This window comes from Neorhizobium galegae (assembly GCF_017877055.1).
GTDB lineage: Bacteria > Pseudomonadota > Alphaproteobacteria > Rhizobiales > Rhizobiaceae > Neorhizobium > Neorhizobium galegae_D.
Map to the genome: position 1 here is coordinate 1,769,996 of NZ_JAGIPG010000001.1, position 20,296 is coordinate 1,790,291.

At 62.2% G+C, this 20,296-nt stretch carries 18 protein-coding genes and 1 tRNA gene; 10 read left to right on the top strand and 9 right to left on the bottom strand.

Annotated features, from left to right (window positions below; translation table 11 throughout):
• Positions 1-66: 66 nt before the first annotated feature.
• The 5 genes from J2857_RS08305 to J2857_RS08325 all read left to right on the top strand — a co-directional run bounded on the left by J2857_RS08305 (position 67) and on the right by J2857_RS08325 (position 5,246).
• Positions 67-687, top strand: a complete 621-nt coding sequence (locus J2857_RS08305) for a YjbE family putative metal transport protein (RefSeq protein ID WP_210010085.1) — start codon at positions 67-69, stop codon at positions 685-687.
• 307 nt (positions 688-994) lie between these two features.
• On the top strand, positions 995-1,504 hold the full coding sequence (locus J2857_RS08310) for a cupin domain-containing protein (protein ID WP_245363052.1): 510 nt from the start codon (positions 995-997) through the stop codon (positions 1,502-1,504).
• A 209-nt stretch (positions 1,505-1,713) separates the two neighbouring features.
• Positions 1,714-2,121: a hypothetical protein gene (locus tag J2857_RS08315; RefSeq protein WP_210009631.1), complete on the top strand. Its 408-nt coding sequence runs from the start codon at positions 1,714-1,716 to the stop codon at positions 2,119-2,121.
• Between the two features lie 94 nt (positions 2,122-2,215).
• Positions 2,216-4,735, top strand: coding sequence for a protein translocase subunit SecD (gene secD / locus J2857_RS08320; RefSeq protein WP_210009632.1), 2,520 nt, complete (start codon positions 2,216-2,218; stop codon positions 4,733-4,735).
• Between the two features lie 73 nt (positions 4,736-4,808).
• Positions 4,809-5,246, top strand: a complete 438-nt coding sequence (locus J2857_RS08325) for a YqaA family protein (RefSeq protein ID WP_210009633.1) — start codon at positions 4,809-4,811, stop codon at positions 5,244-5,246.
• Here J2857_RS08325 and J2857_RS08330 read toward each other — a convergent pair whose 3' ends face one another.
• Both J2857_RS08330 and J2857_RS08335 read right to left on the bottom strand, forming a co-directional pair.
• The gene (locus J2857_RS08330; protein ID WP_210009634.1) at positions 5,247-5,873 is read right to left on the bottom strand and encodes a TetR family transcriptional regulator; all 627 of its coding nucleotides are present in this window, start codon (positions 5,871-5,873) and stop codon (positions 5,247-5,249) included. It lies immediately after the preceding gene.
• Between the two features lie 15 nt (positions 5,874-5,888).
• Positions 5,889-6,554 (bottom strand): class I SAM-dependent methyltransferase, encoded by a 666-nt coding sequence (locus J2857_RS08335; protein WP_210009635.1) that lies wholly within the window; start codon positions 6,552-6,554, stop codon positions 5,889-5,891.
• 315 nt (positions 6,555-6,869) lie between these two features.
• Here J2857_RS08335 and J2857_RS08340 point away from each other — a divergent pair, with 315 nt between their 5' ends.
• The gene (locus tag J2857_RS08340) at positions 6,870-8,231 is read left to right on the top strand and encodes an APC family permease (protein ID WP_210009636.1); all 1,362 of its coding nucleotides are present in this window, start codon (positions 6,870-6,872) and stop codon (positions 8,229-8,231) included.
• 3 nt (positions 8,232-8,234) lie between these two features.
• Here the strand turns inward: J2857_RS08340 and J2857_RS08345 are convergent, their stop codons facing one another.
• The gene (locus tag J2857_RS08345; RefSeq protein WP_210009637.1) at positions 8,235-8,915 is read right to left on the bottom strand and encodes an HAD family hydrolase; all 681 of its coding nucleotides are present in this window, start codon (positions 8,913-8,915) and stop codon (positions 8,235-8,237) included.
• A 117-nt stretch (positions 8,916-9,032) separates the two neighbouring features.
• Positions 9,033-9,179 (bottom strand): hypothetical protein, encoded by a 147-nt coding sequence (locus tag J2857_RS08350; protein ID WP_210010114.1) that lies wholly within the window; start codon positions 9,177-9,179, stop codon positions 9,033-9,035.
• A gap of 104 nt (positions 9,180-9,283) precedes the next feature.
• Here J2857_RS08350 and J2857_RS08355 point away from each other — a divergent pair, with 104 nt between their 5' ends.
• Positions 9,284-10,054 carry an SDR family NAD(P)-dependent oxidoreductase gene (locus J2857_RS08355; RefSeq protein ID WP_210009638.1) on the top strand — a complete coding sequence of 257 codons (771 nt, stop codon included), beginning with the start codon at positions 9,284-9,286 and terminating at the stop codon, positions 10,052-10,054.
• Positions 10,055-10,182: 128 nt separating this feature from the next.
• Here the strand turns inward: J2857_RS08355 and J2857_RS08360 are convergent, their stop codons facing one another.
• From J2857_RS08360 to J2857_RS08370, 3 genes are all read right to left on the bottom strand, one after another.
• Positions 10,183-13,362, bottom strand: a complete 3,180-nt coding sequence (locus J2857_RS08360; protein ID WP_210009640.1) for an efflux RND transporter permease subunit — start codon at positions 13,360-13,362, stop codon at positions 10,183-10,185.
• 130 nt (positions 13,363-13,492) lie between these two features.
• The gene (locus tag J2857_RS08365; RefSeq protein WP_210009642.1) at positions 13,493-14,677 is read right to left on the bottom strand and encodes an efflux RND transporter periplasmic adaptor subunit; all 1,185 of its coding nucleotides are present in this window, start codon (positions 14,675-14,677) and stop codon (positions 13,493-13,495) included.
• A gap of 33 nt (positions 14,678-14,710) precedes the next feature.
• Positions 14,711-15,532: an alpha/beta hydrolase fold domain-containing protein gene (locus J2857_RS08370; RefSeq protein WP_210010086.1), complete on the bottom strand. Its 822-nt coding sequence runs from the start codon at positions 15,530-15,532 to the stop codon at positions 14,711-14,713.
• 157 nt (positions 15,533-15,689) lie between these two features.
• Between J2857_RS08370 and J2857_RS08375 the strand changes: the two genes are divergently transcribed.
• The 3 genes from J2857_RS08375 (at position 15,690) to J2857_RS08385 (ending at position 19,193) form a co-directional block, all read left to right on the top strand.
• On the top strand, positions 15,690-16,625 hold the full coding sequence (locus J2857_RS08375) for a LysR family transcriptional regulator (protein WP_210009643.1): 936 nt from the start codon (positions 15,690-15,692) through the stop codon (positions 16,623-16,625).
• Positions 16,626-16,932: 307 nt separating this feature from the next.
• The gene (locus tag J2857_RS08380; protein WP_210009645.1) at positions 16,933-18,138 is read left to right on the top strand and encodes an MFS transporter; all 1,206 of its coding nucleotides are present in this window, start codon (positions 16,933-16,935) and stop codon (positions 18,136-18,138) included.
• A 113-nt stretch (positions 18,139-18,251) separates the two neighbouring features.
• Complete coding sequence (locus tag J2857_RS08385; RefSeq protein ID WP_210009646.1) at positions 18,252-19,193, top strand: acetamidase/formamidase family protein; 942 nt, start codon at positions 18,252-18,254, stop codon at positions 19,191-19,193.
• Between the two features lie 8 nt (positions 19,194-19,201).
• Here the strand turns inward: J2857_RS08385 and J2857_RS08390 are convergent, their stop codons facing one another.
• Positions 19,202-19,957 carry a BA14K family protein gene (locus tag J2857_RS08390; RefSeq protein ID WP_210009647.1) on the bottom strand — a complete coding sequence of 252 codons (756 nt, stop codon included), beginning with the start codon at positions 19,955-19,957 and terminating at the stop codon, positions 19,202-19,204.
• A gap of 146 nt (positions 19,958-20,103) precedes the next feature.
• Positions 20,104-20,179 (bottom strand) — tRNA-Lys (locus tag J2857_RS08395).
• Positions 20,180-20,296 lie beyond the last annotated feature (117 nt).

Consider the following 20,296-nt stretch of genomic DNA (forward strand, 5'->3'; position numbering starts at 1 on the left):
ACGTGACTAGCAGATCAGCACGGCCGCATATCTCATCCCACTCCCGATTCAGGTTCAAGCTTCATGATGGAACTCTTTACCGCAGCCGGTTTTGCGGCGCTTCTCGAGGTCATTGCCATCAACCTCGTTCTTTCCGGCGACAACGCCATCGTCATCGGCCTTGCTGCCGCCGGCCTTCCTGCGGCACTCCGCAAGAAAGCGATCCTCTTCGGCATTTCCGCCGCCACCGTGCTTCGCCTCGTCTTTGCCGTCGTCGCCACCTATCTACTGGCGATCAAGGGGCTCCAGCTTGCGGGGGGCCTGCTGCTCGGTTGGGTCTGCTGGAAGATGTGGAGCGAACTGCGCGTAGACCAGAGCGACGATGCACATGCCGCGGCCGATGCGGAGCAAAAGGCTGCCAACAAGACCTTTTTCCAGGCCGCCACCCAGATCGTCGTCGCCGACGTCTCCATGTCGCTCGACAATGTGCTGGCCGTCGCGGGCGCCGCCAAAGAGCACTCCACGGTGCTGATCATCGGCCTGATCGTCTCGATCGCACTGATGGGCGTGGCGGCCAACTTCGTCGCCAAACTGCTCTCCCGTTTCCGCTGGATCGCCTATGTGGGCCTGGCAGTCATCGTCTACGTGGCGCTCGACATGATCTACCAGGGCTCGATTGAAGTCCTGCCGCTGATCCAGGGCGTTTAAGGCTCCTTCAGGGACCGATCTCGGCCGCAACGGCTAACGTGTACCGGGATGCAACCGGTAAGCGGCTGTTTGATCCGCCACTCACGCGGGAGAGGGTAAAGAGGGTCATCGGCGCGTGACAGTGCGTTGATTTGAAACAGGAAAGTTATACTTTTCTCACCAAGTCTTTGACATTTGTGACGTTCCCATTGATCATGTTCCTCAAGCAAAGCTACGTGGCCTCCAGCCGGCATGAAGCCGGTCAGGGGCTCGCGGACCCCCTACTCGCAAGAGTTGGTGAGCCCCGTCCTAGTCAATGAGAACGATCTTGAGCCATAGCCACAACGATCATCACCACCCTCATGACAATGACCATGACGGTCATTCCAACGTCGATTGGCGCGAGCACGGCGTGAAGGTCATTCCAGGCAATTCGCTCGATCCCAACACCGCTCAGACACCGGGCATGAACCGTGCGACCGCGATCAACAACGCCCGCGCGGGCGCCGAGAAGATCTGGGCCGGCACAGTGACCATCCATGCCAACGCCAAGACCGGCGCCCATCACCACGGCGATCTCGAAAGCATCATCTACGTGCTGAAGGGAAAAGCGCGGATGCGCTGGGGCGACAATCTCGAGTTCGTGGCGGAGGCAGGCCCTGGCGATTTCATCTACGTGCCGCCTTATGTGCCGCACCAGGAGATCAATGCCAGTCCGGACGAAACGCTGGAATGCGTGCTCTGCCGCTCCGGCCAGGACCCGGTCGTCGTCAACCTCGATATCGAACCGATCGAGAAGCCGGAAGAAGTCTTGTGGAAGGACCCGATCCACAAATAGGGACGGCATCTTCGTAGTTTCATGCAGGCAGACCAGAAAAAGCGCCGTTTTCAGGCCCGCAATGCCTTGACCGGCGCAAATGCCGCCGCAATCTGCCGTTACGCTCCCGGCCTACTGGAGATTGACCGCCTCGAACCTCTCCTTTAGAAGGCGGCATTCCGTTCCGAAGCAAAGACTTCGGGATTTTTAATGCTCCGGAGCTGATGCGGATGGCGCTGTTTCCGCAGGACAAGCGGACGAGAGACGGACGTGAACAGGAAAGCCACCTGTCGCGCTGGCCGGTCTTTGCCGCCGCCCTGCTGATCGCCGCCCTGTTTGGTCTGCTCTCCGGCGTCGTCAAGGACGTCCAGTTTCCGCGCGGCATTCTGTCGGCCGACAGGACCAGCGACGCTCCTAACCTGACCAAGCGCGAGCCCCTGCGTGCGCTTGCTGCCACGGACCGCAAGGACGCAACAGGCGCCCATTGGCACACGGGCGGCGGTGCGCTGGAAGCCAGCGCCGTTGAGATCAGTTTTCCGATTTTCGTCCCGGCCTTTGCCTCGAAGCCGTCTTCCGGTTCGGCAGAATCCCCGTTCTGGCACGGATCGCTGCCGCGTGCGCCGCCGGCCCGCGCCTGAGATATCGCGTCTCATGGCGCCCGCCTGATCACCCATTAAAGACCACCCATGCCGATCGCCCCGCGCGCGCCATGGGCTCAGCAGGATTAGAAATATGAGAAATTCCCCGTGGCTGGTGACGACCTATCTCGTCATCATCTTCCTCGGCATTCTGGTGGCGCTGCCGAACGTCATTCCGCAGTCGACGCTTGACCGCCTTCCCGCCTGGCTGCCGCACAGCCGCGTCTCGCTCGGCCTCGACCTGCGCGGCGGCTCGCACCTCGTGCTGGAAGTCGACCGTGCCGACCTGATCAACGAGCGCGTCCAGAGCCTGCTGCAGGAATCCCGCCGCGTATTGCGTGAAAAGAACATCACGACCACGGCCATCCGCCGCGCAGGCGACACCGTGACGATCGCGCTGCGCGACGCAGCCCAGCGCGGTGCAGCCGTGACCGAGCTTCAGACGCTGGCCAACCCGGTCAGCTTCGGCACGACCGTCGGCGCCAGCGACCTCGCCATCACCACGCCTTCCGACAACACGATCTCGGTCGCCCAGACCGAAGCCGGCATCAATTCGCACATCACCGCCGCCGTCGATCAGTCGCTTGAAATCATCCGCCAGCGCGTCGACCAGGTGGGCGTCGCCGAACCGACCATCCAGCGCATCGGCTCCGACCGCGTTCTCGTCCAGCTTCCGGGCGAACAGGATCCGGCACGTCTGCGCCAGCTTCTCGGTTCGACCGCCAAGATGAGCTTCCATCTGCTCGGCCAGCAGGGCGAGGCCGGTGTCACCATGCTTTCCGACGAGCGCGGCAACCAGTATCCGGTCCTCGACCGCGTCGAGCTTTCCGGCGACCGCCTGACGGACGCCCGCGCTGCCTTCGACCAGCAGACCAACGAACCGGTCGTCAACTTCCGCTTCGATTCGGCCGGTGCCAACCGCTTTGCCCAGATCACCCAGCAGAACGTCGGCCGTCCCTTCGCGATCGTGCTCGACAACAAGGTGCTGAGCGCGCCGGTCATCCGCACGCCGATCACCGGTGGTTCGGGCCAGATTTCCGGCGGCTTCTCGGTGTCGGAAGCCAATACGCTGTCTGCGCTGCTGCGCGCCGGTGCACTGCCGGCCAAGCTCACCGTCATCGAAGAACGCACCGTCGGCGCCGACCTGGGCGCCGACGCGATCCAGATGGGCCTCTATTCCGGCCTCGTCGGCTTCGTCCTCGTCGCCGTCTTCATCCTGGTCCTCTACGGCACCTGGGGCATCCTGGCGAATGTCGCGCTGCTGATCCACACGATCCTGACCTTCTCGGCGCTCACGCTGGTCGGTGCGACTCTGACGCTGCCCGGTATCGCCGGTATCGTGCTCGGCATCGGCCTTGCCGTCGACGCGAACGTTCTCATCAACGAGCGCATCCGCGAAGAAACGCGTAAAGGTCGCGGCGCCTTCGCCGCCATCGACGTCGGCTTCAACCGCGCCTATTCGACCATCGTCGACGGCAACATGACCGCGCTCATCGCCGCAGCCATCCTGTTCTACTTCGGCTCCGGTCCGGTGCGCGGCTTCGCCGTCACCATGGGTCTCGGCCTGATCATCTCGATGTTTACGTCGGTCGCCTTCGTTCGCGTCACAATGATCGCCATCGCGCGCCGCTACAAGCTGAAGGTCATCAACATCCAGTCGATGTTCCGGTTCAGCCCCTATGACAAGCACATCCAGTTCATGAAAGCGCGTTTCTTTGGCGTAGCGGTCTCCGCTATCCTGTCGATCGCCTCGGTCGGACTGTTTTTCTATCCGGGCCTGAACTACGGCGTCGACTTCCGCGGCGGCATCCAGATGTCGGTCAAGACTCAAGGGCCGGCTGACCTCGCCAAGTTCCGCGAAGGCCTGAATACGCTCGATCTCGGCGAAATCACGCTGCAGTCCTTCGGCGATCCGAACACCATCCTGGTGCGCGCCCAGCGCCAGGAAGGCGGCGAAGAAGCGCAGACGGCGGCCGTCACCAAGCTGAAGGACGAGGTCGTCAAGATCGATTCGACCGCCACCGTCCAGGGCACAGACGTCATCGGTCCGAAGGTTTCCGGCGAGCTTGCCATTGCCGGCTTCCTGTCGGTCTTCATCGCCAGCGTCGCGATGCTGATCTATATCTGGGTGCGGTTCGAATGGCCGTTCGCGGTCGGCGCCATCGTCACCCTTGTGCTTGACGTCACCAAGCTGGTGGGCTTCTTTGCCATCACCGGCCTCGACTTCAATCTGACGGCCATCGCCGCGGTGCTGACGATGGTCGGCTATTCGGTCAACGACAAGGTCGTCGTCTATGACCGCATGCGTGAAAACATGCGGCTCTACAAGTCGATGCCGCTGCGCGAGCTGATCGACAAGTCGATCAACGAAACGCTGGCCCGAAGCCTCTACACCAACGCCACCGCCTTCCTGTCGCTTCTGCCGATGGCGATCTGGGGCGGCAGCGCGGTGGAAAGCTTCGCGGTGCCGATGGCGTTCGGCATTCTCGTCGCCGGCGCATCGTCGGTATTCATCGCGGCTCCGATCCTGCTCTTCCTCGGCGACTGGCGCAAACGTCATGCCAAGAAGGCGGAGACGGCTGCTGAAGAGGTCGAAAACGCCACCAAGGCTTGATCGACGATCCCGAAATGCAAGAAAGGGCGGTTTTTCATCCGCCCTTTTTCGTTGGCTCCGCTATAGGTCGACCATGTTCGATTTCGCCGCCTATGCGGGACTGTTCTCCGCCGCGTTCATTGCAGCCACGATCTTTCCGATGCAGTCGGAGGCGATCCTGGTCGGCCTTATCCTGGCCGACCGGTATTCGCTCGTCGGTCTGCTGCTGGTCGCTTCGGTCGGCAACACGGCGGGAGCCGCGGTCAACTGGCTGCTTGGCCGGGGTGTCGAGCGGTTTCGGGACAGCCGCTGGTTTCCGGTCGGCGAGGAGAAGCTGGACAAGGCGCAGGCCTGGTATCGAAGATATGGAAAATGGTCGCTGTTGCTGAGCTGGCTGCCGATCGGCGGCGATGCCATCACTGTCGCGGCGGGCGTGCTGAAGGAACCGCTTGCGACTTTCCTGATCCTGGTTTTCATCGGCAAGGCGCTGCGCTACGTGGTGCTCGCGGCCGCGACGCTCAGCGTGATCTGATCAGGGAACCCTGCCCTCGTTGCCGAAATCGGCAAGCGCCTTCCAGAAATCGCCGAAGAACTGATGCGCGAAGGTTTCGAGCGACGTGCCCGGCGGCTGTTCGTTCCAGATCTCTCCGCCGGCCCGCAGCGCGCCCATCACGACCGCGGCCAGCAACCGCATCCGTAGCCGCTCTTCGTCGCTCCGGCTTCGAGCCTGGAGCGCTTCAGTGAGTTTCATCTCGAGCTTGGCATATTTGAGCTGGTCGCGGGCCTTCAGCGTCGGCGTGCGACGGATGAGTTCTCCAAGTGCCATTGTTCTTTCGTCAGTCGCCGAGACGATGGCCTCAATGAGTCCGTGTTGCACGGCCTTCACCGCCGGCTCGTCCGCCGGTCTCGACGCGATGGTCGCCATCATGCGATCGGCAAAGCCGTCCTGCCAGGCGAACACAACCTCTTCCTTGGAAGGAAAATAATCAAAGAAACTGCGCTTCGAGACTTCGGCGCGCTCGGCAATGTCCTCGATCGTCGTGGCGTCGAAGCCGCGCTCGAGGAACAGGCTCATCGCCGATTCCTCAATGCGTTCCCGGGTTTGCCTGCGCTTGATTTCCCGCCGGCCTTCCTTCGCGCCATCAATCGCCTTGGTCATTGCATCCGATTTTTTTCAGCCGCCCGCTTCGTCGGCATTGTGGACCGGGCCAGCCTCTGCCTCGGCACGATATCTGGAACGCTCCCGCGTCAGGTCCAGCGGCTTGCGGCGGGAAATCCGATAGACGGCAGCCGGTGGCAGGTTGCGCACGGTGTGGCCGATATGCACGGCCTTCAGACCCAGCCGGTCGAGGATCGGCCGCGGCACCGGGCAACGCGGACCGTAGGTGAACTGATAGAAGGAACCGCCCGGACGGATATAGGTAAAGGCACCGCCGAGGATCGCGGTAATCTTGCGCGGCGACATGGAGAGCAGCGGCAGACCGCTGATGACCGCGCCGACCGGTTCGCCCTCGAAAATATCCTCATGGGCGAGCTTCGCCGCATCCATCTGCAGCACCCGCGCTTCCGGAAACCGCCGCTGCAGGCCGGGCACGAATTCCGGACCGTATTCGACCAGGGTGAGGTCGGATTGGGCAACGCCGCGCGCCAAAAGCGCGCGGGTGAATACGCCGGTGCCCGGACCGAGTTCGATGACCGGACCGTCCAGCGGCGCAATCTCCTGGGTCATCAGCCGCGCGAGCGAATCCCCCGAAGGCGCCACCGCCGCGACCCGCAATGGATTGCTTATCCAGGAACGGAAGAAGTGCAGGAAATCGGAGAATGCGGCATCTGCTGTCATGGTCAGAGACTCACCGGTTTGAAAATGCAATCGAGTATTCCGCCGACCTTCACAGCCCGCGTGGCAATTCCAAGGCATGGGAACCTCCGCTCGAGAAAATTACACATATCGGCCGCAGAATTTGTGCAGTGCGGCACCTACACCGTTACATTTAGGATATATTTGCACCGAGTGCAAGATTTTAACGAGAGTTTTAAATTACGCCTTCGGCCTGGAGACGGAACGGCCTGAAACTTCTATATTTTTTCGGGAACAACCGGCGCTTGTTTCCATTGTGCAATCTGCCGGGGAAGTCGATAACATCAGGAGGAGTTTATGAAAAAGCCGGTCACCGAATTGGGCGAACAGAAAACGGAACTCCACCGGGTTATGGGACCCGGATTGCTGCTGCTGTTCATTGTGGGGGATATTCTCGGGACGGGCATCTATGCCCTGACGGGCCAGGTGGCCGCGCGGGTCGGAGGGGTGGTCTGGCTGCCCTTTCTCATCGCCTTCGTCGTCGCCCTTCTCACCGCCTTCAGCTATCTCGAACTGGTCACCAAATATCCGCGCGCTGCCGGTGCCGCCCTTTATACCCACAAGGCCTTCGGCATCCACTTCGTCACCTTCCTGGTGGCCTTTGCGGTGATGTCATCAGGCATTACTTCTGCGGCAACCGCATCGCGTGCCTTCGCCTCCAACTTCTCGACCTCGCTCGACCTCGATCTCGGCGCCTGGGGCGTACCATTGATCGCGGTCGGTTTCATCGCCCTGGTTGCCGCCATCAACTTTCGAGGCGTCGGGGAAAGCGTCAAGATGAACGTGCTGCTGACCGTGGTCGAACTGACCGGCCTGCTGATCATCATCGGCATCGGCTTCTGGGCGATCGCCGGCGGCCAGGGCGACGTTTCCCGCGCCTGGACCTTTGCGGCGCCTGACAATGGCGGTGTCTTCTGGCCAGTCGTCGCAGCCACCACCCTCGCCTTTTTCGCCATGGTCGGCTTCGAGGACTCGGTCAACATGGCCGAGGAATGCAAGGAGCCGAGCCGGATGTTCCCGAAGGTGCTACTGACCGGCCTGGCGGTAACGGGCCTGATCTATGTCCTGGTGGCGATCTCGGCGATCACGCTGGTACCGGCCAATGAACTCGGCCAGGGGGAAACGCCGCTGCTGAAGGTCGTGCAGGCCGGCGCGCCGGGCTTCCCGATCGGCATCTTCGCCGTCATCACCATGTTCGCGGTGGCCAATTCAGCACTGATCAACATGATGATGGCGAGCCGCCTGATCTACGGCATGAGCCGCGAGGGGGTTCTGCCGCAGGTGCTCGGCAAGGTCCATGCGGGCCGTCGCACGCCCTATATCGCGATCGGCTTCACGTCGCTGCTGGCGGTCGCGCTGATCCTGTTTGCCGGCGGCGTTCCGGCGCTCGGCGGTACGACGGCGCTGCTGCTTCTCTGCGTCTTTGCGATCGTCAACGTCGCAGTGCTGGTTCTGCGCAAGGACACGGTCGAGCACAAGCATTTTCGTACGCCGACCATCCTGCCGGTACTCGGCGCCATCTCCTGCGCCTTCCTGGCAGGCCCGTGGACCGGCCGCGATCCGGTCCAGTATCTGATCGCCGCCTGCCTGCTCGGCCTCGGCGTCGTCCTGTGGCTCGCAACAGTCAGCATCATGCGGGCATCGACCCGGCCCGCCTGACGCCTAGCCCTTGAGGCGGACCGAAAGCCGCCCGTCCTCGCCGATATGCGGCACCACATCGAGGTAGCCGGGTATTTTCGAATGCCCGGTTTCAATCGGGTGGGAATGGGTGGCGGTGATGACCATGACGTCGGCGCCGGCTGCCTCGCCCGCCTGGATGCCCGCAGGCACGTCCTCGAATACCAGCACGTCCGACGGGCTTACCCCGAGCCGTTCCGCGCCGAGGATATAACCTTGCGGATTGGGCTTGCCGACGGTGACGTCTTCAGCGGTCACCATGTAGCGCGGCTGCGGAATGCCGGCTGCGGCAAGCCGCACTTTGGCGAGCTCGATCGGCGACGACGTGACGATCGCCCACCGCTCCGGCGGCAGCGCGGAGAGAAATTCCACCGCGCCGGGGATGGGCACGACCCCTTCGACATCCTCGATCTCGCCGCGCAGGATCCCCTCGGCTTCGGCGGCCGGATCGATGCCGGGCAGGTTCAGTGCGCTGATCGTGTCGATCCCGCGCTTGCCATGCATGGTCGGCAGGAACGCCTCCACGTCGAAACCCATCTTTGCCGCCCAGCGTCCCCAGACTCGTTCGGCGGATGCGATCGAATTCAGGATCGTGCCGTCCATGTCGAACAGGAATGCGGCATAGGTCTTTTCGGGAAGGGAGAGTTCGGCGGCAGGAAGAGGCACGGAAAATTCCTTTGGCGTCGCATTCCGACTCGGGAGATGGCCGGAACTACCCTTTCCGAGTAGATGCAATGATGCGGAAAGGCAATTCCTCCCAAAGAACCTCCGATCCGGGGGACGCTATTTCGATCGCGAACGCAGGAATTGGGAGACAGCGACGCCGATCGCGATGCCGACGGCAAAACCGATACCAATGTTGTCGAAAACGGCTGTCCCGAGCACTGTGCCAAGCCCGACGCCGACGGCTATTCCTGTCGCAATGGTCATGGTTCGACCATCGCGTCTTCAGATGGCGAGAGTTTGTCGGGCGTCCTTGTCTTCGCGCCTCGAAGCGTTAGAACTTGGCGACCAAGCCGGACAAGGAGGGTGTTTTGGCCGAAATTTCTATAACGCACGCGGATCTGGCCGATCGTGGCGTGCTGATCACCGGGGGTGGTTCTGGAATCGGCGCGGCCCTGGTCGAAGGTTTTGCAGCGCAGGGCGCCAAAGTCGCATTCATCGACATCGCGGACGAACCGAGCCGCGAGCTGGCCGAACGGCTCTCACAATCCGCCCGCCATCCGGTCCTCTATCTGAAGGCCGATCTGCGCAACGTCGCGGAAACGAAAGCCGCCGTCGACAGGGCTGCGCAAGAACTCGGGTCGCTCTCGGTGCTGGTCAACAATGCCGGCTGGGACGACCGCCATGAATTCGAGACGGTGACCGAGGAATATTGGGACAATGCCCAGGCGATCAACATCAAGCAGATGTTCTTCGTCTCGCAGGCGGCGGTCCCGTACCTGCGCAAGGCCGGCGGCGGAGCCGTCGTCAATTTCTCCTCGATCGCCTATCTGCTCAACATGGGCGGGCTGCCCGCCTATGCGACCGCCAAGGCCGGGATCATCGGCCTGACCAAGAGCCTCGCTGGAAAGCTCGGGCCGGAAAACATCCGCGTCAACGCCATCCTGCCGGGCATGATCGTCACCGAACGGCAGAAGAAACTCTGGTTGAATGACGACAGCATCACGGCGATGGTCGCGCGCCAGTCCCTGAAGCGGGTGCTGGTGGCTGAAGACCTGGTCGGCCCCTGCCTGTTCCTCGCCTCGGACGCTTCCGCGGCCATGACGGCCCAGACCCTGATCATCGATGGCGGCGCTCTCTGACGCAGGTCACGCAAAACAAAGACCCAAACCAATCGAGCGAATCCAGAGGGTTCGCTCTATTGGTTTGGGCACAAAAATACCGCGCGGGTTCCCGGTGGAAAGAACCCGCGCGGCGCCGGAGGTAGACCTTACTCCGCTGGAGAGAGAGCGGGAGCCGCCTCCTCCGTACCGTGCTGCCGCAGGGGGCGGCTGCCGGTAAGCAAACGTGCCAGCATGTAGAAGACCGGCGTCATGAAGATGCCGAAGAACGTCACGCCGATCATGCCGGAGAACACCGCGATACCCATGGCGGAGCGCATTTCCGCACCCGCACCGGTCGATACGACGAGCGGTACGACACCCATGATGAAGGCCATGGACGTCATTAGGATCGGACGCAGGCGCAGCCGGCTTGCCTCAACCGCCGCCTGGAACGGCGTCCTCCCCTGGAACTCCAGTTCCCGGGCGAATTCCACGATCAGGATCGCGTTCTTCGCCGAGAGACCCACAAGGACCACGAGCCCGATCTGGGTGAAGATGTTGTTGTCTCCACCGGTGAGCCAGACCCCGGTCAAGGCGGCAAGGACACCCATCGGCACGATCATGATGATCGCGAGCGGCAGCGTCAGGCTCTCATACTGGGCAGCGAGCACGAGGTAGACAAGCAGCAGCGCCAGCGGAAAGACCACGATGCTGGAATTGCCGGCGAGGATCTGCTGGTAGGTCAGGTCCGTCCATTCGTAGTCGATCCCCGAAGGCAACGTCTCCGCCATGATCTTTTCGATCGCGGCCTGGGCCTGGCCCGACGAGAACCCCGGTGCCGGCCCGCCATTGATATCGGCGGAGAGGAAGCCGTTGTAGCGCGTCGTGCGTTCCGGACCGGTCTGGGCGTCCACCTTCAGGAGGGCCGAAAGCGGGATCATCTGGCCGGACTGCGAACGGACCTTCAACTGGCCGATATCCTCCGGCTTGGCACGGAATTGCGCATCCGCCTGCACCCGGACGCTGTAGGTGCGGCCGAAAGCGTTGAAGTCGTTGACATAGAGCGAACCCAGATAGACCTGCAGCGTTTCGAAGACGTCGGTTACCGAAACGCCGAGCTGTTCTGCCTTGGCGCGGTCAAGATCGGCATAGAGCTGCGGCACGTTGATCTGGAAGCTTGAGAAGATGCCGGCGAGTTCCGGCGTCTGGTAGGCCTTGGCGATAGCCGCCTTGGCTGCCTCGTCGAGCGTCTGGTTGCCCAAGCCCGCGCGATCCTCGATCTGCAGCTTGAAACCACCCGTCTGGCCGAGGCCATTGACCGGCGGCGGCGGGAACATGGCGATGAACGCATCCTGGATGCCGGCATACTTCTGGTTCAGGGCCATGGCGATGGCACCACCCGAAAGCTCCGGCGTCTCGCGCTTCTCGAAATCGTCGAGCACCGCGAAGACGATGCCGGCGTTCGAGCCGATCGTGAAGCCGTTGATCGACAGGCCCGGGAAGGCGATCGCATGTTCGACGCCCGGCTGTGCCAGGGCAATGTCGCTCATCCGCTTGATCACGTCTTCTGTGCGGTCGAGGGTCGCGCCGTCCGGAAGCTGAGCGAAGCCGATCAGGTACTGTTTGTCCTGTGCCGGTACGAAACCACCCGGCACCGCGTTGAACATGCTGTAGGTCATCGCGACAAGCGCGAGGTAGATGATCATCACCAGGCTCTTGCGGGAAAGCAGTCCGCCGACCGTGCGTCCGTAGCCGTTCGAGGCGGCGCCGAAGGCGCGGTTGAAGCCGCGGAAGAACCAGCCGAAGATCGCGTCCATGAACCGCGTCAGCCAGTCCTTCTTGGCGTGATGGTCCTTCAGCAGAAGGGCTGCCAGCGCCGGCGACAGGGTGAGCGAATTGAGCGCGGAGATGACCGTCGAAATCGCGATCGTCAGTGCGAACTGCCGGTAGAACTGGCCGGAGAGGCCGCTGATGAAGGCGAGCGGCACGAAGACCGCGACCAGAACCAGCGCGATCGCGATGATCGGGCCGGACACTTCCTTCATGGCGCGATAGGTCGCGTCGCGGGGGCTAAGGCCGTTCTCGATATTGCGTTCGACGTTTTCGACCACGACGATCGCATCGTCGACGACGATACCGATCGCCAGCACCAACCCGAACAACGTCAATGCGTTGATCGAGAAGCCGAAGGCGTACATCACCGCGAACGTACCGATGATCGAGACTGGAACGGCAATCAGAGGAATGATCGAGGCGCGCCAGGTTTGCAGGAAGAGGATGACGACGAGAACGACAAGCGCGATCGCTTCAAGCAAGGTCTCGATGACCTTCTCGATCGAGGCGCGCACGAACTTGGTCGTATCGTAGACGATCTCGTATTTGACCCCTTCCGGCATCGCCTTCTGAAGTTCATCCATCGTCGCACGGACGTTGTCGGCAATCTCGATCGCGTTGGAACCGGGCGCCTGAAGAACGGCAACGGCGACAGCCGGCTGGCCGTCGAGCAGCGAGCGCAGGGTATAATCGGCCGCGCCGAGTTCGATACGGGCGACGTCGCGCAACCGCGTGATCTCGCCGTTTTCACCACTCTTGACGATGATGTTGCCGAATTCCTCCGGGGTGCGCAGGCGCCCCTGGGCATTCACGTTGAGCTGCAGATCGACACCGGGCCGGCTGGGCGACGCGCCGATAATGCCGGCGGCGGCCTGGACGTTCTGGCTCCGGATCGCGTTCGAGATGTCGCTTGCGGCAAGCGAATGTTCGGCCGCCTTCTGCGGGTCGATCCAGACACGCATCGAATAGTCGCCGGCGCCGAATACCTGAACCTGTCCGACGCCCTGGATGCGGGTGAGCCTGTCCTTGACGTTCAGCGTCGCATAGTTGCGCAGGTAGGTGATATCGTAGCGGTCGGAGACGAGATTGACGACCATGATGAAGTCGGGCGAGCTCTTGACGGTCGTGACGCCGAGCGCACGCACTTCCGCCGGCAGGCGCGGTTCCGCTTGGCTGACGCGATTCTGCACCAGCTGCTGCGCCTTGTCGGGATCGGTGCCGAGCTTGAAAGTGACGGTGAGCGTCAGTACGCCGTCAGACGTTGCCTGGCTCGACATGTAGAGCATGTCCTCGACGCCGTTCACCTGCTCTTCGAGCGGCGTTGCGACGGTCTCGGCGATGACGGTCGGGTTGGCGCCAGGATAGACGGCGCGCACGACGATCGATGGCGGCACGACTTCCGGATATTCGGAAATCGGCAGCGACCGCATGCCGATCAAGCCTGCGATCACGATGAGGATCGACAGCACGGCCGCAAAGACCGGTCTGTCGATGAAAAACCTGGAAATATTCATGTCAAAGCCCTCTCTCCGGGGTTGAACAAGAGGCGAAACGGCCCCGGCTCGCGGCCGACAAGGCCGCAAGCTCCACGAACCGGAACTGGATGAGTGTTGGAAAGCGGCGGACTAGCCGCCGCTCAGAGCATTACTTGTTGGCGACCTTCGCCTCTTCCTGGGGCTGGACAACCGCGCCCGGACGGATGCGCTGCAGGCCGTTGACGACGATCCGGTCGCCCGGATTGAGGCCCTTCTCGACGATCCGCATGCCATCGACCGCCGTGCCCAGCTCCACCTGCCGGTACGCAACGGTATTGGCCGCATCGACCACGAAGACGAACTTCTTGTCCTGGTCGGTGCCGACGGCCTTTTCGCTGACCATCAGGTGATCCTGCGCCTTCGGCTGGCCCATGCGGACCCGCACGAACTGGCCCGGGATCAGCTTGCCGCCCGGATTGTCGAAGACGGCGCGCACGCGGATCGTGCCGCTCGAGGCGTTCACTTCGTTGTCGATGAGCTGCAGCTTGCCGCGGATCGGGGTGCCGTTGGCGGCGAGCGTGCTCACCTCGACCGGTACCTGTTCGATCGCCGGCACGCCATCGACGAGCGGAAGGTCGGCGAGCGTACGGGACACCAGTTCTTCACCGGCATCGAAGCTCGCATAGATCGGATCGGCGGAAACCAGCGTCGTCAGCGGTGCGGAGGCGGAACCTGCCGCGACCAGATTGCCGACCGTGATCTCCAGCCTGCCGGCCCGGCCGGCGATCGGTGCCCGGATCTCGGTATAGTCGAGATTGAGCTGCGCCGTCTTCAATGCCGCTTTGGCGGACTGGAGATTGGCCAGCGCCTCGCTCTGGGCGCTCTGGCGCTGGGCAAGATCGCTCTGAGAGATGGTATTCTTGGAAACGAGGTTCTTACCGCGATCGAGTTCGGTATTGGCAAGTTCGACCCTCGCCTGCGCCGAGGCCACCTGGCCTTCGGCCTGAGCGACCGCCGCCTGGTAGGGCTCCGGATCGATGCTGACGAGCAGGTCGCCCTGCTTCACCAACCCGCCTTCGCGGAAATGTACCGACTGGATGGTGCCGGTGACCCGCGGCCGGACCTGGACGCGGTCCACGGCTTCCAACCGTCCGGAAAACTCCTGCCAGGTGGAAACGTTGCGCGGCTCGACGGTGGCGACCGTCACGGGGACGGCCGGAGCCGCAGCAGCAGCCGTCGCAGGCGCGGCATGGGCGCCCTGCGGCAGATCGAGATAAACCGAGGCGCCGGCAATCAGTGCAGCCGTGCTCAATCCAGTGCCCCAAAGGGCCCAGCTTTTGATCTTCGATGTCATCTGTAGTCTCCTTACGGCCTTGGGAGTTAGCCGTTATTTACCTTCAAATATGCTATGCTTCGGACTTAATTCTTGGACGAAATCGGTGAATTCGGCACAGAGCGCCTTCATCCACTCGCCGTCTCCTTCTCTATAAATACCCGTCCAGCCGCAGCTGGCCGGGAAAATCTTCTGCCTGACCGAAACGCCGGCCTCACTCAGACGCGCCGCATAACCGAGCGTTTCATCGCGCAGCGGATCGTCTTCCGATGTCACGACGAGCGCCGGCGCGACACCCGAAAGCCGCGAACAGAGACAGGGTGCCGCATAGGGATGCTGGAACCCGCAATGAGAACCGAGATAATGGCTCCAGCCTTCCGCCCAGCGTTCGCCCATGCCGATCGCGTCCGCCTTGCGGAAAGACTGCGTCGTCATCATCGGGTCGATCATCGGCGACAGCAGGATCTGGCCGCTCAGTTCGCCCGGCATCAGGTCGCGCGCCTTCAGCGCCACGCCCGCTGCGACATTGCCGCCCGCCTCGTCACCCGCGACGAAAAGCAGGGACTTCGCGCTGCCGAACTGCTTGCGCCGGCCGGCCAGGCACTGAAGCGCCGCAAATGCGCATTCCATCGCTTGCGGAAACATGTTTTGCGAGACGCTGCTGTAATCAGCTTCGAGTACCACGGCCCCGGATTCGGCCAGTGCTTTTGCAACTGGACGTTCGTTTTCGCCGCGCTGCTCATTGAGAAACGCCCCGCCACGCAGATAAAGAACCAGCGGCGGAGCCTTGGCCTTGGCGGCTCCTTCGTAGACACGCATCGGCACAGCCGGCAAAGCCGACTTGTCAAATGCGATGTTTTCCCACTGCGCGGTCATTGAAAATTCCTCGGACAAACCCCTAGTAAAAGCGGGGTACTTGCCGTCAATCTTGAACCTGATATTATTATTCGGGTGAAAACACACAAGTTCACGGCATTCGACAACACTATTCCATATTTCGGAACAATGTTGCGGCGCAGCAGGAATCAAGACAATGGATCAGCTTTCGGCAATGCGCGTATTCGTCCGCGTCGTGGAAACCGGTAATTTCACCCGGGCTGCGGCGACCCTCAATATGCCCAAAACGACGGTGACCAATCTCGTCCAGAGCCTCGAGAGCCATCTGCGCACGACGCTGCTCAACCGGACGACCCGCAAGGTGATGGTGACGACCGACGGCGCGCTCTACTATGAGCGGGCGATGCAGATAATCTCCGAACTTGACGAACTCGACGGCAGCATGTCGAATTCGCAGAGCCAGCCGTCCGGGCGGCTGCGGGTGGAAATGGCCGGCGCCTTTGCCGATTTGCTGGTGATTCCGAACTTATGCGATTTCCATACCCGTTTTCCGCAAATCAGGCTCGATATCGGCGTCGGCGACCGGCTGGTCGATTATATCGCCGAAAACGTCGACTGCGCTCTGCGCGCCGGCACCCTGACCGACCAGTCGCTGATTGCCCGCAAGGTCGGTGAGATCAGCATGTCAGCCTATGCGGCACCGCTCTACATCCGCAAATTCGGCGCACCTGAACGCCCGCAGGATCTGGAGGAAGACCATCTAGCGGTCGGTTACCTGAATGCCCAGTCCAGCCGGGTGAGGTCACTGGAATTCCATCGGGACGATGAAACCGTGGAAATCACCCCCCGTTACGTGGTCTCAGTCAACGATGCCCGGACCTACGTGAACGCGGCCATATCCGGCATGGGTATCGCGCAATCGCCCCGATTCATGGTCAAGGAGGCGGTGGAGAAGGGCGAACTTGTCGAAGTGCTCTCCGACTGGCACTGCGGATCCCTGCCCCTCTACATCGTCTATCCGCAAACCCGCCACCTCTCCAACAAGGTGCGGGTCTTCGTCGATTGGCTTGCCAAGCTGGTTCAGAACCTCAAGGTCGAGGAAAGCCGCGAGCAGATGCGCAAGGCAAGTTAGGCGCCACTTACCAATGAGGCGACGACCCTCAGTCGTTGCCTCACCAAAACCGCGCATGCCCTGAACGCGATCCAGCCTTCGTCGAGGCCGCCGGAAGAGTTGCCACGTCTTGCCGTCGACCCTGACCGGCTTTCGGGGCCCCCGCCGGGTACGCGATTCCTGAGCGGCCCGCCGCGAGAGACGAGAATTCCGCCAGGGCGGTAAAGCGGCCAAAAAATCATGCTCTCCGCGCAGGAATTTATGCCTCGACACGTACGGGGATGATAAAGCCTTGGGGAGTTTGTTCGATGATTGGAATACCGACAGCATGACTCGTTGGGGACATGTCACAATCGCTGTTCTCGGCGGTATCGCCGCTGCCCTGCATGTGGGCAAGGTGCCGCCCGCCATCCCGCTCCTGCGTTCCGAACTCGGCATCGATCTCGTGGCGGCTGGCTGGCTGATGGGGCTTTCAAGTGCGCTCGGCGCCGCCTGCGGCATTCTGATCGGCCGTTTCACCGATTACCTGACCCATCGTCGCGCCATGGTCCTTGGTCTTGCCCTGCTGATCGCCGGGAGCCTGACCGGCGCCTTCACCCATTCGGAAACCGTGATCTTCGCCAGCCGCGTGCTCGAGAGCGTCGGTCTGATCATGGTCTCGGTCGCCGCCCCCGGCCTGATCGCAGCCTCGGTCGAGCCGCGCGACATCGGCCTTGCCTTTGCGCTCTGGGGTATCTGGATGCCGGTCGGCGTCGCGGCGATGATGATGATCTCGCCCATCCTGCTGCCGAGCTTCGGCTGGCAGGGCTCATGGATTTTCGCCGCCATGCTCAGCGTCATCCCGATGGTCGCGCTGCTGACGATGAGCGTGCCGAAACCGCAAGCTGCAGGACATCCGGCAACCTCGCTGCTGACGGCCGTCAGCCTCACCGCCTCCCGGCCGATGTCATGGATACTGTCAGGTATTTTTGCCGCCTACAGCGCCAGCTTCATGTCGGTCTTCGGTTTCCTGCCGACCCTGCTGATCGAGGAAATGGGGATCGGCCTCGCGGCTGCATCCATCATGACCGCCTTCGCAGTGCTCGCGAACGGCGTCGGCAACGTAGTCGGCGGCGTTTTCGCGCGTTGGGGCGCCCCGCGTTGGGTACTGATCGCCGGCCCCTGTGTGATGCTGACGCTCACCGCCTTCGTCGTCTTCGGCCATAGTTTCCCGCTTTGGATGCGCTACGGAGCCTCGGTGCTTTACGCCGTGTCGGGCGGTGTCCTGCCGGCCACCATCATGGGCTCGCTGCCCGTTTATGCGCCGCGCCGCGACCTCGTCGGTACGTTCAGCGGTTTTGTCATGCAGGGTTCCAATATTGGCCAGGTCTTCGGACCGATGCTGCTCGCCTCGATCGTCGCGGCATCAGGCTGGCAAGGCGCTCCGTTCTACATCGCCGCCGCGACTGGCCTCGGCGTCATCCTGGCGCTCTGCCTGCGCCAGACCGAACGCCGCATCGCAGCGACGGGGCCGGAAACCGCCAGAACGGCGTAAGAACGACCGATCCACCAGATCAGGCGTCGCGAGCCAGCCGGGCAAGATTTGCGGACTGGCGTGCAAAGTAAAATCGGCTAGTCTCCCGCCTGATCAAAACAAGAGAGCCAGTCATGAAACATCACGTCTCCGCCTCTTCCAAAACCTGCGCCTGGGGTTATTTCGACGCTGACCGGGAGCCGGTGCTGACCATCGACAGCGGCGACACGGTGGTGATCGATTCTGTGTCCGGCCCTGCGGAAGTTCTGCCCAGGCAAGGGTTCATCATTCTTCCCGAACATCTCGAAATCCACGAAAACTGCCGGCCGATCATGCAGGGACATATCCTGACTGGCCCGGTCGCCGTGCGCGGCGCCAAGCCCGGACAGGTCCTGGAAGTGAAGATCCTCGATGTCGAGCTGCGCCAGGACTGGGGCTATAACGTCATCCGTCCGCTTGCCGGCACCCTCCCTTACGATTTCGAGACGCCTCGGATGATCACCATCCCGCTCGACAAGCAGAGGAATGTCGGCCGCCTGCCCTGGGGTCTCGACCTGCCGCTGGCGCCCTTTTTCGGGGTCATGGGCGTCGCTCCGCCACCGAACTGGGGCCGCATCACCTCGATCATGCCGCGTTCGCACGCCGGTAATATCGACAACAAGGAACTGGTCGCCGGGACCACCCTCTATCTGCCGATCTTCAACGAGGGCGCGCTGTTTTCCTGTGGTGACGGCCATGGCGCGCAGGGCGACGGCGAGGTTTGCATCACCGCGATCGAGACGGCATTGCGCGGGACATTTCAGCTTACCGTGCGCGACGATCTCGATTTCGTCTATCCACGGGCTGAAACGCCGACGCATTACATCACCATGGGCATGGATCCGGATCTCGACCAATGCGCCGTGATGGCACTGCGCGACATGATCGTGCTGCTCGGTGAAAAAGGCGGCCTGTCGCGGGAAGATGCCTACACGCTCTGCAGCCTTGCCGGCGACCTTCGGATCACCCAGACCGTCAACGGCTGCAAGGGGGTGCATATGATGATGGCAAAGAACCTCGTCGACCGCGCCGCCTGAGCGGATGGTCAGCCGAAAGGTGATTGGCACTGGCGGCGCGGGCCGCCAGCAAAAGGCTGGTAGCTGTTGTCCTCGGCCTGGTAGGACCGGTAACGGGCAAAACACCATTCCTCATGGGATCCGGCCGAAGCCTCGGTATCGATCGCCTGCGACCGTGCATAACCTTCCGCACCGTCGTCGGCTCGCTGATTGGCGCGGGCGGCCGGTCTCTCCGGAAGCGGCTGCAATTCGTTCTGCATCCGCGGGGCTTGCGGCTGGCCAGGCATCGAGGCAGCGGCAACAGTCTCGGTCGCCATAGCGCCTGGTGCCTGGCATTGCCGACGAGGGCCGCCGCTGAAGGGCTGGTAGCTGTTGTCTTCGATGCGATAGGACTTGTATCGGGCGAAGCACCAGTCGGCCTGCTGGGGCTCAACAATGGCTTTCCGTTCTTCCTGCGGCTGCGGCACCGTGGCCGGCTGCTGCGGACTGATGGAGGCGGTCACGGTGTTATCGACGGCTGCCCCGGCAGGGGTCTGGCGGACGTCGGGCGTTTCCTGCTTATCGGCCGCAACTGAAACCGGAGACGTTTCAGCGGGCAGTCGCTGGTAATCCTGCTTGACGGTGTCAACGGCCTTCGGCTGGGAAGTCCACAGGTCCGGCGTATCCATATGGGCGAATTTATGGGGTTCAGGTTCGGCGATCACGTTGGCGGTGATGATCACGCCGCTCAGGAACACCAGAACGACCAGGACAAGGCTCCCCAGAAGCAAAAGAATAGTCTTCATGACCGCGCTCCCATTTGGTTTTGCAGTCCAAATGCCGTTCAGGCGCCGGAGTTCCCGCCGAAGGATCAAAAGAAACAGGATTGGAGATCACGGATGGTAACAGGGCGACATGCGCCCCTCTTCATCCAACTCTTCGAAAGAGGAGATGGTGGGTGATGTAGGGCTCGAACCTACGACCCGCTGATTAAGAGTCAGCTGCTCTACCAACTGAGCTAATCACCCAAGAACCGGCTGTGCGAGGCGTACTCGCCAGCGGTGTGAGGGGCGTATAAAGGGGATCGTTCGGCTTGTCCAGCGGCTGGGCCAAAATTATTCGCCCGACCGGGCAAAAAATCCGTC